Genomic DNA, 15,933 nt, shown 5'->3' with positions numbered 1-15,933 from the left:
GCGCGCCGGGCGCCGGGGGCCGGCCGGCCGGGTGCGCTTGACCGGGCCGCACTGCCCGCCCGGCCGGTTGGGGCCGAACGGGCGCGTCGGGCCGAACATGTCCCGCAGGCGGCGACGCCGGGCCGGGCCGCTGGGCCAGCGGCCGGTCATCCGACGAAGTCCTGGGTCAGCCAGACCTTGCCGCCCGACTCGCGGACGACGCTGAGCCCGATCCGCTTGAAGTCCTTGCTGAGCAGGTTCTTGCGGTGCCCGTCGGCCGGCGGCACCTCGGCCAGCATGCTGTCGCACAGCCCGTTGGCCGCCTTGACGATCTCCGAGTCGGCGGCGCCCGCGAAGCCGAAGCCGATGTTCTCGCCCGCCGAACGCCACTGCACACCCTGGGCGCTGAACCGATCGCCGATACCGCCCTCGCCCGAGCACTGGTGACTGAGCCCGCAGCCGTCGATCATCCGCTGGTTGTGCAGGGCCGCCGCCTTCGACAGCGAGCTGTCCAGCGACAACGCCGCCAGCCCCTCGTCGCCGCGGGCCGCGTTGATGTGGTCCAGCACCTGGTCGAGAACCGAGCCGCTGGTCGCCGGGGCGTTATTCGGCTTCGGCCGCTCCGCCGGCGCGGTCGTCCGGCGCTTCGTGGGCGTCGCCGGCTTCTTCGCGGCCTTGGTCGGCGCCTTGGTCGCCGGGGTGGCGCTCGTCACCGACGGGGACGGTGCCGGGGTCGCCGAGCTGGGCAGAACCGTCTCGTCCAGCAGGTCGGTGCCGGTGTCCGGCTCGCGGGGCGACTCGGCCACGACCAGGGGGACGTCCGCGGCGGTACGGGTCGCCGGGGGCGCGGCCTGCCGGTTGAAGCCGACGACCGTGAAACCCACCCCGATCACCACGGCGGTGGCTCCCGCCACCAGGGTGTACCGGAATCTCTGGGCAGCGGGCATCGGCACGGGACGGTCACCTCGGGAGTAGCGGGTCGCGGCCGCGCGGGCGCGGCAGGAAGCCGGGTGGGGGACGGCAACACAGGCGACTATGCGGCCCGCCGGCCCCGCGCGGGGGCCACCTCAGGAGCGCTTAAGGATCGACTCACGAAGACATAAGAAGCCGGGCCCGCAGGGCGGCGATCACGCTGTCGTCGAGCTCCAGCCGCTCGGCCGCGTACCGGTGCACCGAACCGTGCCCGGCGGTGAGCTCGGCCAGGACCATCCGGATGAGCTCGGCCGGGGCCCGGCCGTAGCCGGGCCAGCGCAGCTCCCGGCCCGGGTGCTCGGCCAGCCACCGCTCCCGCAGCCGGGGCGTGGCCAGCTCGGTGAGGGCGAAGTCGGCAGCGATCGTCTCGACCGGCACGTCCAGCAGCGCCAGCACCAGCGCGGCCAGCAGCCCGGTGCGGTCCTTGCCCGAGGCGCAGTGGAACACCAGCGGCGCCTCCGCGGCGGCGATGGTCTCGATCGCCTGCCGCAGCTCGGCGGTGCCGTCGGCGGCCACCTCGGCGTACCGGTCGGCCAGATACCGCCACGGGTCGAGGTTCGGATCGATCTGCGACTGGTCGTACGGGCGGTGCTCGATGCTCAGGTTGAGCCAGGTCACCCCGTCGGTGGCGGGCAGCCGGCCGGACGCGGCGATCTCCCACGGATAGCGCAGGTCGATGACCGTGCCGAGGCCCAGCTCCCGGAAGCGCCGCAGGTCGTCCTCCCCGGCCAGCCGGCCGAGAGAGTCGGCGCGGTAGAGCGTGCGCCAGCGGGTGGTCCGCCCGTCGCTGGTCGCGTAGCCGCCCAGGTCGCGGAAGTTGCAGAGGCTGTCGAAGGGCACATGCCGGCCGGAAGTCATGCCGGAGATCATCGCTTCTTCGAGGATGGGTAAGGCTCTAAAGATGAAATAGGACAAGTAGCGCTAACGCGGCATGCCCTACCGCTTTGGTGCATGCCGGTCACGTAGAGTCCTGCCCGTGACGGCGGCTGATGTGGGGGCGCGGGCGGCCGGCGGAGACAGCCCTTTGCCGCCGGGCCGGATCAGCTTCAATTTCACCGATCGATGCAACATGGCGTGTCGTTTCTGCTACATCCCTTTCGACGGTGTCCGGGTGGACGCGAACCGGGCCGCCCGGGTTATCGACATCGTCATGAGCTGGTCGCCGGCGAGCATCACGGTGGGCGGCGGCGATCCGCTGATGTACCCGTTCACCGTTCGGCTGCTGCGGCAGATCCGGCACAGCGCGGCGGCAAAACCGCCGTTCGTCCAGCTCGACAGCAATCTCGTCCGCTCGCGGCGGCACAACCTCGCGGCGCTGGCCGATTGTGTCGACATGCTGGGCGTTCCGGTGGACACTTTCGACCCTGACATCGCCCTGCGGATGCGGGGCAATCAGGGCCATCCCGCGGAGATGCGTGCCCTGATCCCCGCGCTTGTGGATGCCGGTCTGTGCGTCAAGCTCAACACGACTGTCGCTCTGCCCAATCTCGGCTGCCTCGGCGCGCTGGCCGATTTCGTGGCGGAGTCGGGCGTGCGGGCATGGTCGTTGTACGAATTCTGGGCAGTCGGTCGTACGGCCGTCCGGAACCGGAAGTCGTTCGCCGTCGACCACAACACATTCCTCGCTGCGGTCGCCGCCGCCGAGAGCCGGGCAACGCATGCCAACGTGGAGACGGGCACCATTTCGTCGCGCCGGTCGGCGTACTTCTTCGTGACGCCGTCAGGGCGGGCATACACGGTCGACGGCTCCGACCCCACCCGGTACGCGGAACTGGGCAACGTCATCGACGACGAGGACGGGGTCCTGCGCCGCTGGCACCAACACGCTGACGCCGGCTGGAACACGGCGCGGGTACGGGCGAGGGCGCAATGGGCCGAGCGGTCCGCGGCTACGCCGGCCATTCCTGAGCCTTCTCGAATCTGAGCACCGCCCAACCGCGGAACCGCTGGTACAGCGGGTTGGTCAGTCCGGACACCTCGAAGCCGAAGCTGTCGTCCCGCGCCGTCCGGTACAGCTTCATGTCGACCTGCGCCCGTGCCTGCGGCGTGTCGTCGTCGAGGACGATGATCGACACGACCGGGGTGGACGTGTAGGTCTTCACCTGCAGCCGCTGTCGCGCATCGGCCGGCAGGTCACTGCGGACGCGCTGCAGCTTGTTCAGGGTCGACCGGCACCGTTCACTGATCTGCTGCTGATCCTCGCCCAGGTGTTCGGCCAGGCTCTCGAGGTGCGAGCCGTCCGGGTGGATGATCGCGATCCGGACCTGCAGCGCCGGCTTCTGCAGAATCATCCGGCCGATCTTGGAGATGTCCTCGATCTCGCTCCCCTGCGCCATCCAGTAGCCGATCACCATGATGGACCGCTCCGCTGTGGCCAGAAAGCCCATGAGGGTGTGGATGCCGCGATAGGTGGCGTAATCGGCGCGCGTGATGAACAGGTTCGTCAGGCCCGCATCGAGCATTCTCGAGGCCAGTTGCCGCCGTTGCGCGCGCTGTCGAGCCGTTCTGGTCATGAAGCCGTTGGCCCGGACGCCGAGGAAGATCAAAGTGGACGCGATGATGCTGGATCCGATTCCGATGATCCATTCCATGCGTCCCCATCCCGACGAACGGCGGCATCGATTCCCATCATCGCCGAGCGGGCTCACGTTGGCGAACGGACGGGAAGCGGTCAGCCGACCCAGGCGAGGAAGCGTTCGTAGAGGTCGGCCGGGGTCGGTTCGCCGACGGTGGTGAGGTCGCCGATCGCGTCGTACATCACCGAGGCCATGTAGATGGCCAGGCCGGCCGGGAAGCGGGCGTACTGCTCGGCCAGGTCGGTCTTCGCCTGCGGGCAGGGCCACGGGTCGGCGCAGACCTCGCAGTCCCAGGTCGGGCGGGCCGGGAGGTGCTCGGTCCGCGGCAGCAGCATCGGCGCACGCACCTTCCGGGCGATCCTGCTCACGTTGAGCGATATGGGAACTACACAGGGGAGCGTGCCTGACCCCGTGCCAGTCCTCAATGGCTGTCGTCGCAGTGGCAACTTTCCGACACGAGCGAGGCCCCGGGGGTCATAGCCTGATCCCGTGATCATCTCTGTCGACCTGCCGGAACCCGGCCCGGTGTGGACCCGATGGGCCACGCTGGCCGCCGCGCTGACCGGCATCGGGTACGACGACGTCTGGTCGGTGGGCGACACCGGCGCCCACCACGACGACGGCGGGGGCAACTGGGCACACCTGGCCCTGATCGAGGGCGACCGCGCGGTCCTGTACGGCTGCGACCACGAGTACAGCGCCACCACTCACACCGACCCGCCGCTGGACCTGCTCGCCGGCGCGCCGGACTGGCTGCCCTGGGACGATCTGGTGCCGTACGCCGCCGAGGACCAGCTCGGTTACGTGCTCTGGCACGACGGCGGCAGCTGGCACCGGGTCGGATATCCGGACGGCGTGGAGGACGGGCTCGCCGAGACGGCCGGCGCCGTGCTGGACGCGGACGCCACGGTGGCCGAGCTGGCCGAGGTGGTCTTCGAATGGGGGCAGCACGACGTCGACACCGCCGACGAGCGGGCTGACGTGCGGGCTGCCGCCGTACGGCTGCTCACCGCCGGCACCCGCCGGGAGCTGGACGGGACCGCTCTGGCCGGCCTGCTCGCCCGGCTCGCCGACCCGGCCCTGGATGCCGCCGCCGGCCTGGCCGTCGCCGTGCGCGGTGGCATCGTGCCGGGCACCTCGGTGCCGCGGACACCCGCGGGCCGGCGCCCGGCCCGGCGCCGGGTCCGCAAGCTCAGCGACCACGAGCACGACCGGCTGATCTGGGCCGCCATGCACACCGAGCCCGAACGCGAACGTCCCGAGCCGGTGGCGACCGGCGAGCTGGGAGCCCTGGTCACGTGGATGCGCAGCCGCGCGCCGGGCGGTGACGGCCGCTGCACGCTGCGGGTGTACGCCGACGGCAGCAGCCTCGCCGCCCAGCCGGGCGAGCGTGCCCCGGCCGACCGGCCCGGCGAGGGCAGGTTCGGCGCGTTCGGCGAGCTGAGTGATCTGGTCCGCCGCCTGCGGTCGGCCGAGGCCACTGACGCCTCGGGGCGCTGGTTGTTCCTGTTCGTCGAGACGACCGCGCACGGCGTGACGGTCGAACGCCGCTACGACTCGTGGCCGGACTGGTGGGAGGACAACGGCATCTCGGGTCCGTGGCGCAGCAACCTGCGGGCCGAGGTGCAGGCGCGGGAGCCGCAGTGGCACCCGTCCTGGGCGGCGCTGCTCGACCCCGAGGTCGCCTACCGCTCGGCGGAGTGAGCCAGCCGGGCCCGCCAGGGATGGTCCGGGTGGGCCAGGGCCAGCGCCGCGTCCAGCCAGGCCCGGCGGCCGACCGACAGCTCCGGCAGCACCGCGGCCAGGTCCTGCTCGTCCTTGTCCCGGGCCGCCTTGGCCTTGAACAGCAGGACGACCTCCGGGACGACGAACGGGATCCCGTCCGGCGTGCGCTGCACGACCTCCGCGTACGGGCGGCGGATCCGCTCGTCGCGCCGGCAGATCCAGGTGTCCCCGTCGTGCGGCTCCCGGAACACATCGAAACGCCACATCCCGATCGCCGGGTCCAGCGCCCAGGTCTGGAACTCGGCCGCCAGGCTCACCGGGTCGGCGGGCGTCAGCTTCCCGGACAGCGGCACGTGGAACTCCCAGCCGGGGAACAGCGGGGTGAGCTGCCCGAAATGGGACGCGGGCAGGGCCATCTCGAGGTCGTGATGGTCGCGGGTGACCCGGCCGAGGAACAGATCGACGGCCCATCCGCCGGCCACGGCCCAGGTGACCGGCAGCCCGGCCAGCCGGTCGGCCAGCTCCCGCGGCGAGTACGGCTGCCACGCGTCCACGCCGGGAGTCATGCCGTCAGCGTAGGACCTGTCGATACAGTGCGCGGGTGAGCAGACTCCTCAACGGCATCACCAGCACGCTGCGCCGGGTCGCCGGACGCCGTACCCCGGCCCCGCAGGGCACCGCGCACCCCGCCCCGCCCCGGCAGGTCCCCACCGTCCAGCGCGGCCGCCACCTCGAGTATTCGCCGAACCTCGACGGCGACGCCGACCCGGGCGAGATCGTGTGGACCTGGGTGAAGTACGAGGACGACCCGTCGCAGGGCAAGGACCGGCCGGTGCTCGTGGTCGGGCGCAACGGCCGTACCCTGCTCGGCCTGATGCTCTCCAGCCAGACCGAGCGCGACGGCCAGCGCAACTGGCTCGCCCTCGGCCCCGGCGACTGGGACCGCGACTCGCGGCCCAGCTGGATCCGCCTCGACCGGGTCCTCGAGGTCGACGAGGACGGCATCCGCCGCGAGGGTGCGGTGCTGGACCGCGCCCGCTTCGACCGCGTCGCCGGTGTGCTGCGCCGCGATCACGGCTGGGCATAACCGGTCACTCCCGTGAGTTGACCACTACCGTGGTGGACATGGATACGGACGTCATGGTCGGTTTCGGCGGTAAGCAGGCGTGGCTCGCCGTACGCGACGGCGACCCGGAGCAGGTGCTCGCCGCGCTCGGCCTGCGGGACCTCGGCGAGGTGTCCTGGCGCGCCGGCATCGACCTGGCGCACCTGAGCGACGACCGCGTCGCGGTGACGCCCGCGCTGCCGGGCGCCCGGGACACGTCCTGGGTGCTCGCAGCCGGCCGCTACCTGTTGCGCCTGGACACCGTGGTGGACGTCGTGGAGCTCTCGGCGCGCCTGCACACCGAGGTGCAGTTCTTCGCCACCCACCGGGTGACCGAGTCGCACCGCTGGCAGCGGGCCGTCGACGGCGAGCTGGTGCGCACGTTCGGCTACGTCGGGCAGACGGGCGACGTCACCTCGTGGCACGGCGACCCCGATCCGGCCGAGCGTGCCGCCGGGCTGCCGGCGAGCTTCGTGGACGAGGAGAGCACGGTGCTCGTCTCCGAACAGGACGTGCTGCGGGTCGCCGACGGGTGGAGCATCGACCCGTCCGCGCTCGACGGACGCAAGGCCCCCGGCCCGCTCCGCGTGGGCGCCGCGGACTGAGAGAGGACGACACCATGCGCAAGTACGTGATCATGGGCGTGCAGGGCAGCGGCAAGGGCACCCAGGCCGAGCTGCTCTGCCGGGACCTGGACCTGGTGCACATCAGCGTCGGTGACATCTTCCGCTGGCACGTGCAGCGCCACACCAAGCTCGGCGCCCAGGTGCGGCGCGCCATGAACGCCGGCCAGCTGGTCGGCGACGACCTGGTGGAGTCCGTGGTCCGCGACCGCCTGGACCAGCACGACTGGAACTTCGGCTTCGTCATCGACGGGTTCCCGCGCAACGGCCGGCAGGCCGAGTTCTTCATGGAGAGCTACGACATCGACGGCGTCATCCACCTGGAGCTGCCCGACGACGAGGTCCGCCGCCGGGTGCTCAGCCGCCGGCTGTGCCCGGGCTGCGGGATGGACTACAACCTGATCGCCGACCGGCCCGAGGTCGACGGCCGCTGCGACATCTGCGGCACCGAGCTGATCACCCGCGCGGACGACACCCCGGAGGCACTCGCGGCCCGGCTGCGCGACTACCACGAGAAGACCCGGCCGGTGCTGGAGCTGTTCGGCCGCAAGGAGGTCGTGCACGACGTGGACGCCCGCCCGTCGGCCGACCAGGTGCAGGCGTCCATCCGCGAGGCGCTGGGGCTACCCGCCTACGCCCCGGCCGCCTGACCGGGCTCCGCTGCCGCCGCCACGGCCGTGCTCAGTCGGCGTCGTGGATGTCGTAGCCGTGCTTGGTGAGCGCCTTCTCGACCGTCTTGCCGACCCGCTCGACGACGGCGAGGCGGGCGTAGTGCTTGTTGTCACCGGCGATGACGTGCCAGCGCGCCTTCGGCTTGTCCGTCTTGTCGAGCATCTCGGCCACCGCGACCTCGTAGTCGGCGCGGCGGTCCCGGTTGCGCCAGTCCTCGTCGGTGAGCTTCCACCGGCGCAACGGGTCGCCGGCCCGGTCCTCGAAGCGGCGCAGCTGCTCGTCCTCCGAGACGTGCATCCAGAACTTGATGAGGATCGCGCCCTCGGCGGTCAGCGTCCGCTCGAACTCGGCGATCTCGTCGTACGCGCGGGTCCACTGTTTCGTGGTGGCGAAGCCTTCGACGCGTTCGACCAGGACGCGGCCGTACCAGGAGCGGTCCAGCACCGTCATGCCACCCCAGCCCGGCAGCTTGGGCCAGAAGCGCCAGAGGAAGTGGTGCCGTTTCTCGTCGTAGGTGGGCGCGGCGAACTGCGACACCCGGACGTGGCGCGGGTCCAGCGGCGCGACCAGCCGTTTGATCGCCCCGCCCTTGCCGGAGGCGTCCCAGCCCTCGAAGACGACACAGAGCGGCGGTCCGATCTTCTTGTTGCCGATCTGGCCGCCGAGCAGCAGCCGCAGGCGCAGCAGCCGTTGCTGGGCCACCTCCAGCCGCTCCTTGGCCTGCTTCTTGGACAGCTCGACGGGCGGCGCGGCGGAACCCAGGCGACTCATCGCCCCAGCGTCGCACCCGGCCGCGCCCGCGGCATCCCGAAACCCGGTGTGAACGGCCCGGCCCGGTGCGGGACAATTTCCCGGTGACTCTCGTTGACGACATGCAGTGGCGCGGACTGATCCAGGACTCCACCGACCCCGAGGAGCTGCGCAAGCACCTCGACGGCGGCTCGATCACGTTCTACGTCGGCTTCGACCCGACCGCCGCCTCCCTGCACGTCGGCAACCTCATGCAGGTCGTCACCGCCCGCCGCCTCCAGCTGGCCGGGCACCGCCCGTTGCTGCTGGTCGGCGGCGCGACCGGGCAGATCGGCGACCCGGGCGGCAAGTCCGCCGAGCGGGTGCTCAACCCCCGCGAGGTGACCGCCGGCTGGGTGCTGCGCATCCGCGACCAGCTCGCCCCGTTCGTGACCTACGAGGGCGAGAACGCCGCCACCATGGTCAACAACCTGGACTGGACCGGCGACCTGTCGGTGATCGACTTCCTGCGTGACGTCGGCAAGCACTTCCCGGTCAACAAGATGCTGGCCCGCGACGTGGTGAAGAACCGCCTGGAGACCGGCATCAGCTTCACCGAGTTCAGCTACCAGCTGCTGCAGGCCAACGACTTCCACGAGCTGCACCGCCGGCACGGCTGCTCGCTGCAGTTCGGCGGCTCCGACCAGTGGGGCAACATCACCGCCGGGGTCGACTTCGTCCGCCGCCGCGGCGCCGGCCCGGTGCACGCCTTCACCACCCCGCTGGTCCTCAAGGCCGACGGCACCAAGTTCGGCAAGAGCGAGGGCGGTGCCACCTGGCTCGACCCGACGATGACCTCGCCGTACGCGTTCTACCAGTTCTGGGTCAACGCCGACGACCGGGACATCCCGCAGTACCTGCGCTACTTCAGCTTCAAGAGCCGCGAGGAGATCGAGGAGCTGGAGAAGGCGACCGCCGAGCGGCCGCAGGGCCGCCTGGCCCAGCGGGAGCTGGCCTTCGAGATCACCGCGCTGGTGCACGGCGAGGAGGAGGCCCGGCAGGCGGTCACCGCCAGCCAGGCGCTGTTCGGCCGGGGCTCGCTGGAGGAGCTCTCGGCGGACACGCTGCGGGCCGCGCTGTCCGAGGCCGGCCTGACGGAGGTACGCGGTGAGCTCCCGACCGTGACGGCTCTGCTGCAGACGTCCGGCCTGGTCAAGAGCGGGGGAGAGGCGCGCCGCACGATCGCCGAGGGCGGGGCGTACCTGAACAACGAGCGCCTCACCGACCCCGAGGCCACCGTCGGTGAGTCGGCGCTGCTGCAGGGCCGGTTCCTGGTCCTGCGCCGCGGCAAGCGCACCTTCGCCGGCGTGGAAGTGATCAAGTGAGGAACGCCGCGGGGGCAGGCACACCGGCCCCACACCGGGCCTGCCCCGCGGCGTTCCGGTCTAGTTGATCGGCCAGCGCACGAACTGCCGCGGATACGTCACCGGCACCGGCGGCTCCGGTGTCGTCGCGGCGATGTGGGCCGTGGCGGCACCCGTGCGGACCATGCGGTGCCAGCCGAGGCCGCCGCCGAGCAGCGCCATCACCGTGGACTGCACCACGACCAGGTACATGAGCTGCCGGTAGACGACCTGTTGCAGCGGCAGGCTCCACAGCGGCCCATAGCGTTCGCCGTCGAGCTTGAGGGCGTACGCCGCCGTGGCGACCTGCACCGCGGTGAAGCTGGCCCAGACCGCGACGACCTTGCCCAGGGGCAGGAAGAACAGGCCGTACAACCCGTACACGTCGACCATCGGCGCGCTCAGCGGCAGCAGCACCTGGAAGATCAGCAGATAGCCCAGGCCGCGGCGGCCGAGCCGGCCGGCCGGGCCGCGCTGGGTCAGCGCCCGCCGGTGCTTCCACATCGCCTGCATCGTGCCGTAGCACCAGCGGTAACGCTGCCGCCACAGCTGCCGCAGTGAAGCCGGGGCCTCGGTCCAGGCGACGGCGCCGGGCTGGTAGACCACGCGCCAGCCGGCCCGGATGACCGCCATGGTGAAGTCGGTGTCCTCGGCCACGGTGTCCTGCGACACGCCGCCGACGTCACGCACGGCGGCCCGGCGGAACGCTCCGATCGCGCCCGGCACCGTGGGCATGCACCGGCCGACGTCGAACATCCGCCGGTCCAGGTTGAAGCCGATCGCGTACTCCAGGTGCTGCCAGCGGCCCAGCAGCCCGCCCCGGTTGGCGACCTTGGTGTTGCCCGACACCGCGCCGACGCCCGGATCCCGCAACGGCTGGATGAGCCGGCCGACGGCGTCGCGTTCGAAGACGGTGTCGCCGTCGACCAGGATGAAGATGTCACCCCGGGCGTACCGCATGCCGGTGTTCAGGGCGGCGGGCTTGCCGGCGTTGCGCTGCCGGACGACCCGCACCCGGGGCAGCGCGAGCCGCTCCACGATCCCGGCGGTGTCGTCGGTGGAACCGTCGTCGACGACGATCACCTCGAGCAGCGGGTAGTCGTTGGCCAGCAGCGAGGAGACCGTGCCGGCGATGTTGGCCGCCTCGTTGTACGCGGGCACGATCACCGACACCAGGCCCAGGCTGACCAGGGGCTGCGCGTCGAGCCGGCGGATCCGGCGCCGATGCGTACGGGCACACCACAGCTGTACGACCAGCCGCAGCCCGGCGAGCACCACCGCGATCAGCATCAGCACGGTCATGGCCCGGGCCAGCCCGCCACCGGTCGCCTGCGCGACGGCGAACGCGTGCCCACGCCAGCGCTCGCCCACGGACGCCCGTGGCGCGGCGGGCAGTCGCAGGCCCTCCGACATCGTGACGAACCGGTAGCCCTGCGCCTGCAACGACGGGATGAACTGCTCGAGCGCCCGCACGGTCTGGGTCCGGTCACCACCGGAGTCGTGCATCATCACCACCGCGCCGGCGCCCTTGACCGGCCGGGCCTTGCTCACGATGGCCTGGACACCGGGCCGCCGCCAGTCCTCGGAGTCGTGGTCGGCCAGCGCCACCAGGTAACCGGCGGCACTGATCCGCCGCAGCGCGGCGAAGTCGGCCCCGGTGACCGCGTCCGGCGCCGACGAGTACGGCGGCCGCATGAAGACCGGCCGCTGACCCGTGGCGGCCGCGACGGCGTTGCGGGTCAGCGTCAGCTCGGCGCTGAGCTGCCACTCCGGCGCGCCCGCGGTCGCGATGTGGCTGAACGTGTGCGACCCGATCTCGCTGCCCTGGGCGACGACCTGCCGGGAGATCTCCGGATGCTCGTTGACCCGCGACCCCACCTGGAAGAACGTGGCGTGGGCGCGGTAGCGGGCCAGCACCGCCAGGATGCGCGGCGTCCAGACCGGGTCGGGCCCGTCGTCGAAGGTCAACGCGATGGTTCCGGCCGGCATCGCCCGGCTGCTGACCGATCCGTCGGCGGTGATCCGCTGCACGGCCGCGCCCTCGAGCACGGCGGCCGGGACCTGACCACCACCGGGTGCGGCAGCCGGGGCCTCACCGTTGCCTTCCGCGCCGACGTGCGTCACGTAGCCGTTCAGCGACAGCTCCGCCAGCAGCACCAGCATGAGCAGGGCCAGCAGGGCCCAGTGTGCTCGCGGGGTGGGCTGCCGTACCCGTTTGCCCATCCTCGGTCAGCCCTTGTTCTTGCGCGGATTCGGCGTGTGCGTGGGAACCCGCCGGTGCGGGTTCGTGGTGGCGCTCGGCGTCGCACTGGCACTGGCGCCGGCCGAGGTCGCGGTCCTGGACACCGGAGCCGCCGGGACGGTGGTGCGCCGCGCGGGGGCTGTCGTGACCTTGACGAGCGGCCGGGTCCTCGTCGGCCGGGGGCGGACCGACACGGCGGGGTCCGGCCGGCTGATGCGCAGGTCGTCGTGGCCCGGCCAGCCCGGCCCCGAGCCGGGACCGGCCCCGGTGAAGCCGGCCAGCAGCGCCACCACCGCCACCAGCAACAGCAGGCCACCGACCGAACCCGCGGCCACGAACAGCCGCCGGCGCCGCCCGGTGCGATCCAGGAAAACGGGATCCACTGCGTTCACTTGACCGGACCGGAGGGCTTGCCGTGACCCTTACCGGGGTGGCTGGGCGTGACCGGAGGCTTACCGGGGGACGACGGCTTCGGGTTCGGCTTCGGCTTCTCCGTGGGCGTACCGGTGCCGGCGGGTTCGCTCGCCCCGGCCGGCTTGCCGAGCAGCCCAGCGCAGAAATCGTCGATCTTCGGCATCCCGCCGGCCGCGGCGGCCAGAGCCCGCCGGTCCGGCGCCGGCACGGCCTTACCGGGCGGATCCTCCCGGGCGGCATCCCAGGCCCGGCAAAGATCCAGGACAGCGGTCACGGCCGGCGAGGACGACACGCTGCGGGCCGGGGTCGGGGCCGGCGGCGGAGACGGTACGGCTGACGGGGTCCCGCCACCAGCAGTGGGCTGCGTCGACGGGTCCGGCGCCGGCGCCGGCACGCCCACATTCGAGAAGACGTCATGCGCGCGTTCCTGCACCGACGGGGGCAGACTGCCCGTCCGCGCCGCCAAGGCGGTGCCACCGAAAGCCAGGACGGCGACTCCGAGAGCCCCCTTCATCGCCAATGTCCTGACTGCACGGTTCTTCCTCCTCGGCGGCGCGGTCGGTACAGCACGCTGCCGTGCGGCGAGGAAGCCGGCCACAGCCGCCCGCTCGCCGGCCAGATCCTCCCCGGGGGTGGAAGCCCTGGCGGCGTCGAGCAGCTCGACCAGACCCTCCATGCCAGGGTCCGGCCGTGCACCGGCTACAAGCCGATCGGCCTCGGAGAGACCGATCCGGCGGGCTCGCCTCATCGACATCGCAGACCGAAGAGCGCTCCATGCCCCCACCGCGTTACACCCCCTCCGGCAGAGCCGGATCGACCGGCGAATTACCGGCCACCGGCGCATTACGCGCCTGCACCTGCGGATGCGCGGCCAGCCGCCGCAGCCCCCGCATCGTGGCGATCCGCACGGCCCCGGACCGCTTGCCGAGCACCTTGGCCGTGGTGGCGACATCCAGCCCGGCGACCACCCGCAACATGACGGCCTCGGCCTGATCGGCAGGCAGCGAGGCGATCAGCCCGAGCGCCCACCGGGTGTCGGAACCCTCGAGCGCCTCGGCGGCGGCATCCCGGACCTGGAGCTCGGCATTCACCGACCCGGCCGGATCCTCCGGACGACGGCCCAGCCGCCGCCGCTCATCGATCCCGCGATGCCGGGCGATCCGGAAGAGCCAGCCCCGGAAGGCGCCGGCATCACCGGAGAACCGATGCAGATCCCGGGCGGCCTGCAACCACGTCTCGGAAGCGACATCCTCGGCGGCATCACCGACGACAACCCGCAGATACCGGAGAACGGCAGGCTGCAAGGCCCGCCAAACAATGGCAAAACCCCGCTCATCACCACCCTGAGCAGCCCGCAGCGCGGGGAGGAGGTCATCGTCATCGGACACGGTGATCCCGTCGGCTCCCTGTCGCAAGAAATGTGCACGTCCAACCAAGGGCAGCACCATACGCCGGGCGGGGAGACCAGTAATCCACCGCAAGTGCGATGGGGTTGTGGTTCCGCCCCGAGGTCTGGTCTTCGTGACGCTTGACCTGGGTGTGGTTCTTGATGGTCCGGGGGTGCGGTTGGTGGGGGCTTGAGCGCTGGTCGCCGCCTCAGCCCCGGCCCGGTTTCGGGCCGGTCCCGGTTTGTTACTGGCCTGAGCTGACCTGAGCTGGCCTGGCCTGGCTGGACCTGGCCTGGCCTGGTTTTGGGCGCGGCCCCGGTCTGGAGCGGTGCGGTCCTGAGGTCCGTGTTCATGGCCGGCTTTCTGGCCGGTCGCCCGCCGCCCTGGCCTCGGATCTCGAACCTGCCTGTCCCGCCCTCGCGCCTGGTCCTTGCCGCGCGGCTTCGCCACGGTTTTGACCTGTTTCCTCCTTCGGCTGCAGCTGGGGGCGCGAGTCCGGCACCGAGCTGAAGCACGGGCGTGCTTCGGCGAGGTCGACCCTCGGCTTCGCCCAGCCCATCCCCTTAAGTGCTCTTCGTGCCCTGACCAGCCAGCCCTGACCACCCAGCCATGACCAGCCAGCCATGACCTGCCTGCCATGACCTGCCTGCCATGACCTGCCTGCCTGCCTGGCCTGCCTGGCTCTGCCTGCATACCCGGCCTGCCAGCCCGCCGCTTGGCCCGACCTGGCCGGCCTGCCCACCTACCCGGCCTGGCCCGCCTGCCCACCTACCCGGCCTGGTCCGCCTGCCCACCTACCCGGCCTGGTCCGCCTGCCCACCTACCCGGCCTGGTCCGCCTACCCACCTACCCGGCCTGGCCCGCCTGCCCGGCCTGCCTGCCCGGCCCACCTACCCGGCCTGCCTGCCTGGCCCTGCCTGGTTCGCCTGCCCACCTACCGGCCCGCCCGCCTGGCTTGACCCACCTGCCTGGCCTGCCTGCCTGGCCTGGTCCGCCTGGCCTGTCCGGTCCGCCTGGCCTGCCCGCCGACCCGCCTGCCTCGGTCAGCTTCGGCCGGTCTCGGCGCTTCAACCTTTTCCCGAACTGGGAGAAGGCCGAATCATCGGCCGCTGCCGCTGCCGCTGCCGCTGCCGCTGCCGCTGCCGCTGCCGCTGACCTGGCCGTCCGCCCAGCTGACCAGCAGAAGCGGTGACCCCGCGACTCCTCCCGCCGGCCCTGCCTCAACCGGGATTTCGCCGCGCGCTGGCTCGAACCCCCGCGACACCGAAGCAGAGCCACGCCACCGGGACCGCGACGCGACTTCGCCGCCACTTCCCTCTGCCACCGTCCCATGGCGCCGTAACCCGATCGGATGACGCCGCTACATAGTGCTCTTTCCCCTGCTCAGGGAGCCGCAGTCGACGGTTCGAGGCCCTCTGGAAGCGATGTGGCGGGGGCCACGGGGGGCCGATTTGGCGCTCCTGGGAGGAGCGGGTAATGTTTTGGGAGCCGCAGGGAAACGGGCGAGGCAAGCAGAACGAACTGACCAAGCAAATCCGGTCAGAGAGATCAGCTACCGGCCGTCCTGCGAACCCCCAGGAAATAGCATCGGGTAGAGTCGTGCGCGGCTCTCGGCCGAAGCTACGGACCGGGGGGAGCTTGCGCGAAACTCTCACGCAGAACCGGTGAAACCCGGATTTGACGCTGAGAAATAGCGCGGGTAAAGTTGAATGAGTGCCCCGGGAGCGGGTCGCCTGGTTGGGCGGCAGGTTTTCGGTGTGTGGTTGTTCTTTGAGAACTCAACAGGGTGCTAGATAAGCCAGTGCCATGAGTAATGCCTCGGCCCTTTTGGGTTTGGGGGTTCTTCTGGCAGCAAGTTTTTGATTGTTGCTGGGATGATTTTCCACAGATTTTGTTGGAGAGTTTGATCCTGGCTCAGGACGAACGCTGGCGGCGTGCTTAACACATGCAAGTCGAGCGGAAAGGCCCTTCGGGGTACTCGAGCGGCGAACGGGTGAGTAACACGTGAGGAACCTGCCCTGGACTTTGGGATAACCCTCGGAAACGGGGGCTAATACCGAATACGACACTTCACCGCATGGTGTGGGTGTGGAAAGTTTTTCGGT

General features: G+C 71.3%; 16 protein-coding genes and 1 rRNA gene. 7 read left to right on the top strand and 10 right to left on the bottom strand.

Going from position 1 to position 15,933, the window contains the following annotated elements:
- Positions 1–146 precede the first annotated feature (146 nt).
- Together ACWEOZ_RS13300 and ACWEOZ_RS13295 are read right to left on the bottom strand one after the other, a co-directional pair.
- Complete coding sequence (locus ACWEOZ_RS13300; protein ID WP_451911131.1) at positions 147–926, bottom strand: CAP domain-containing protein; 780 nt, start codon at positions 924–926, stop codon at positions 147–149.
- 142 nt (positions 927–1,068) lie between these two features.
- The gene (locus ACWEOZ_RS13295) at positions 1,069–1,809 is read right to left on the bottom strand and encodes a tyrosine-protein phosphatase (protein ID WP_451910968.1); all 741 of its coding nucleotides are present in this window, start codon (positions 1,807–1,809) and stop codon (positions 1,069–1,071) included.
- A gap of 118 nt (positions 1,810–1,927) precedes the next feature.
- Between ACWEOZ_RS13295 and ACWEOZ_RS13290 the strand changes: the two genes are divergently transcribed.
- Positions 1,928–2,875, top strand: a complete 948-nt coding sequence (locus ACWEOZ_RS13290; protein WP_451910967.1) for a radical SAM protein — start codon at positions 1,928–1,930, stop codon at positions 2,873–2,875.
- Here ACWEOZ_RS13290 and ACWEOZ_RS13285 read toward each other — a convergent pair.
- Positions 2,841–3,542, bottom strand: coding sequence for a hypothetical protein (locus ACWEOZ_RS13285; RefSeq protein ID WP_451910966.1), 702 nt, complete (start codon positions 3,540–3,542; stop codon positions 2,841–2,843). The two genes, ACWEOZ_RS13290 and ACWEOZ_RS13285, sit on opposite strands and share 35 nt — an antisense overlap.
- An 80-nt stretch (positions 3,543–3,622) precedes the next feature.
- Positions 3,623–3,862 (bottom strand): hypothetical protein, encoded by a 240-nt coding sequence (locus ACWEOZ_RS13280; protein ID WP_451910965.1) that lies wholly within the window; start codon positions 3,860–3,862, stop codon positions 3,623–3,625.
- Between the two features lie 154 nt (positions 3,863–4,016).
- Between ACWEOZ_RS13280 and ACWEOZ_RS13275 the strand changes: the two genes are divergently transcribed.
- The gene (locus tag ACWEOZ_RS13275) at positions 4,017–5,231 is read left to right on the top strand and encodes a hypothetical protein (RefSeq protein ID WP_451910964.1); all 1,215 of its coding nucleotides are present in this window, start codon (positions 4,017–4,019) and stop codon (positions 5,229–5,231) included.
- Here ACWEOZ_RS13275 and ACWEOZ_RS13270 read toward each other — a convergent pair.
- Positions 5,213–5,818, bottom strand: coding sequence for a nucleotidyltransferase domain-containing protein (locus tag ACWEOZ_RS13270; protein WP_451910963.1), 606 nt, complete (start codon positions 5,816–5,818; stop codon positions 5,213–5,215). The two genes, ACWEOZ_RS13275 and ACWEOZ_RS13270, sit on opposite strands and share 19 nt — an antisense overlap.
- A 35-nt stretch (positions 5,819–5,853) precedes the next feature.
- Here ACWEOZ_RS13270 and ACWEOZ_RS13265 point away from each other — a divergent pair, with 35 nt between their 5' ends.
- Genes ACWEOZ_RS13265 through ACWEOZ_RS13255 form a run of 3 tightly spaced genes read left to right on the top strand, consistent with a single transcriptional unit; the run spans position 5,854 to position 7,630 of the window.
- Positions 5,854–6,339 (top strand): type II toxin-antitoxin system PemK/MazF family toxin, encoded by a 486-nt coding sequence (locus tag ACWEOZ_RS13265; protein ID WP_451910962.1) that lies wholly within the window; start codon positions 5,854–5,856, stop codon positions 6,337–6,339.
- 38 nt (positions 6,340–6,377) lie between these two features.
- The gene (locus tag ACWEOZ_RS13260; RefSeq protein WP_451910961.1) at positions 6,378–6,962 is read left to right on the top strand and encodes a hypothetical protein; all 585 of its coding nucleotides are present in this window, start codon (positions 6,378–6,380) and stop codon (positions 6,960–6,962) included.
- Positions 6,963–6,976: 14 nt separating this feature from the next.
- Positions 6,977–7,630, top strand: coding sequence for an adenylate kinase family protein (locus ACWEOZ_RS13255; protein ID WP_451910960.1), 654 nt, complete (start codon positions 6,977–6,979; stop codon positions 7,628–7,630).
- Between the two features lie 31 nt (positions 7,631–7,661).
- Here the strand turns inward: ACWEOZ_RS13255 and ACWEOZ_RS13250 are convergent, their stop codons facing one another.
- Complete coding sequence (locus tag ACWEOZ_RS13250; protein WP_451910959.1) at positions 7,662–8,423, bottom strand: polyphosphate kinase 2 family protein; 762 nt, start codon at positions 8,421–8,423, stop codon at positions 7,662–7,664.
- Between the two features lie 101 nt (positions 8,424–8,524).
- Here ACWEOZ_RS13250 and tyrS point away from each other — a divergent pair, with 101 nt between their 5' ends.
- Positions 8,525–9,766, top strand: a complete 1,242-nt coding sequence (tyrS, locus tag ACWEOZ_RS13245) for a tyrosine--tRNA ligase (RefSeq protein ID WP_451911130.1) — start codon at positions 8,525–8,527, stop codon at positions 9,764–9,766.
- A gap of 60 nt (positions 9,767–9,826) precedes the next feature.
- Here tyrS and ACWEOZ_RS13240 read toward each other — a convergent pair whose 3' ends face one another.
- The 4 genes from ACWEOZ_RS13240 to ACWEOZ_RS13225 all read right to left on the bottom strand — a co-directional run bounded on the left by ACWEOZ_RS13240 (position 9,827) and on the right by ACWEOZ_RS13225 (position 13,828).
- A complete protein-coding gene (locus ACWEOZ_RS13240; RefSeq protein ID WP_451910958.1) occupies positions 9,827–12,007 on the bottom strand; it encodes a bifunctional polysaccharide deacetylase/glycosyltransferase family 2 protein in 2,181 nt (726 codons plus the stop codon).
- Between the two features lie 6 nt (positions 12,008–12,013).
- Positions 12,014–12,409, bottom strand: coding sequence for a hypothetical protein (locus ACWEOZ_RS13235; RefSeq protein ID WP_451910957.1), 396 nt, complete (start codon positions 12,407–12,409; stop codon positions 12,014–12,016).
- 5 nt (positions 12,410–12,414) lie between these two features.
- A complete protein-coding gene (locus ACWEOZ_RS13230) occupies positions 12,415–13,116 on the bottom strand; it encodes a hypothetical protein (protein ID WP_451910956.1) in 702 nt (233 codons plus the stop codon).
- A 112-nt stretch (positions 13,117–13,228) separates the two neighbouring features.
- The gene (locus ACWEOZ_RS13225) at positions 13,229–13,828 is read right to left on the bottom strand and encodes an RNA polymerase sigma factor (RefSeq protein ID WP_451910955.1); all 600 of its coding nucleotides are present in this window, start codon (positions 13,826–13,828) and stop codon (positions 13,229–13,231) included.
- A gap of 1,891 nt (positions 13,829–15,719) precedes the next feature.
- On the opposite strand from ACWEOZ_RS13225, the gene ACWEOZ_RS13220 reads away from it, so the two are divergent.
- Positions 15,720–15,933: ribosomal RNA gene (locus ACWEOZ_RS13220) — 16S ribosomal RNA — on the top strand; the annotation flags it as partial.

The organism is Actinoplanes sp. NPDC004185, assembly GCF_053603475.1.
Note: the sequence above shows the minus strand (reverse complement) of the source record. Positions and strands in the feature narration are given on the sequence as shown.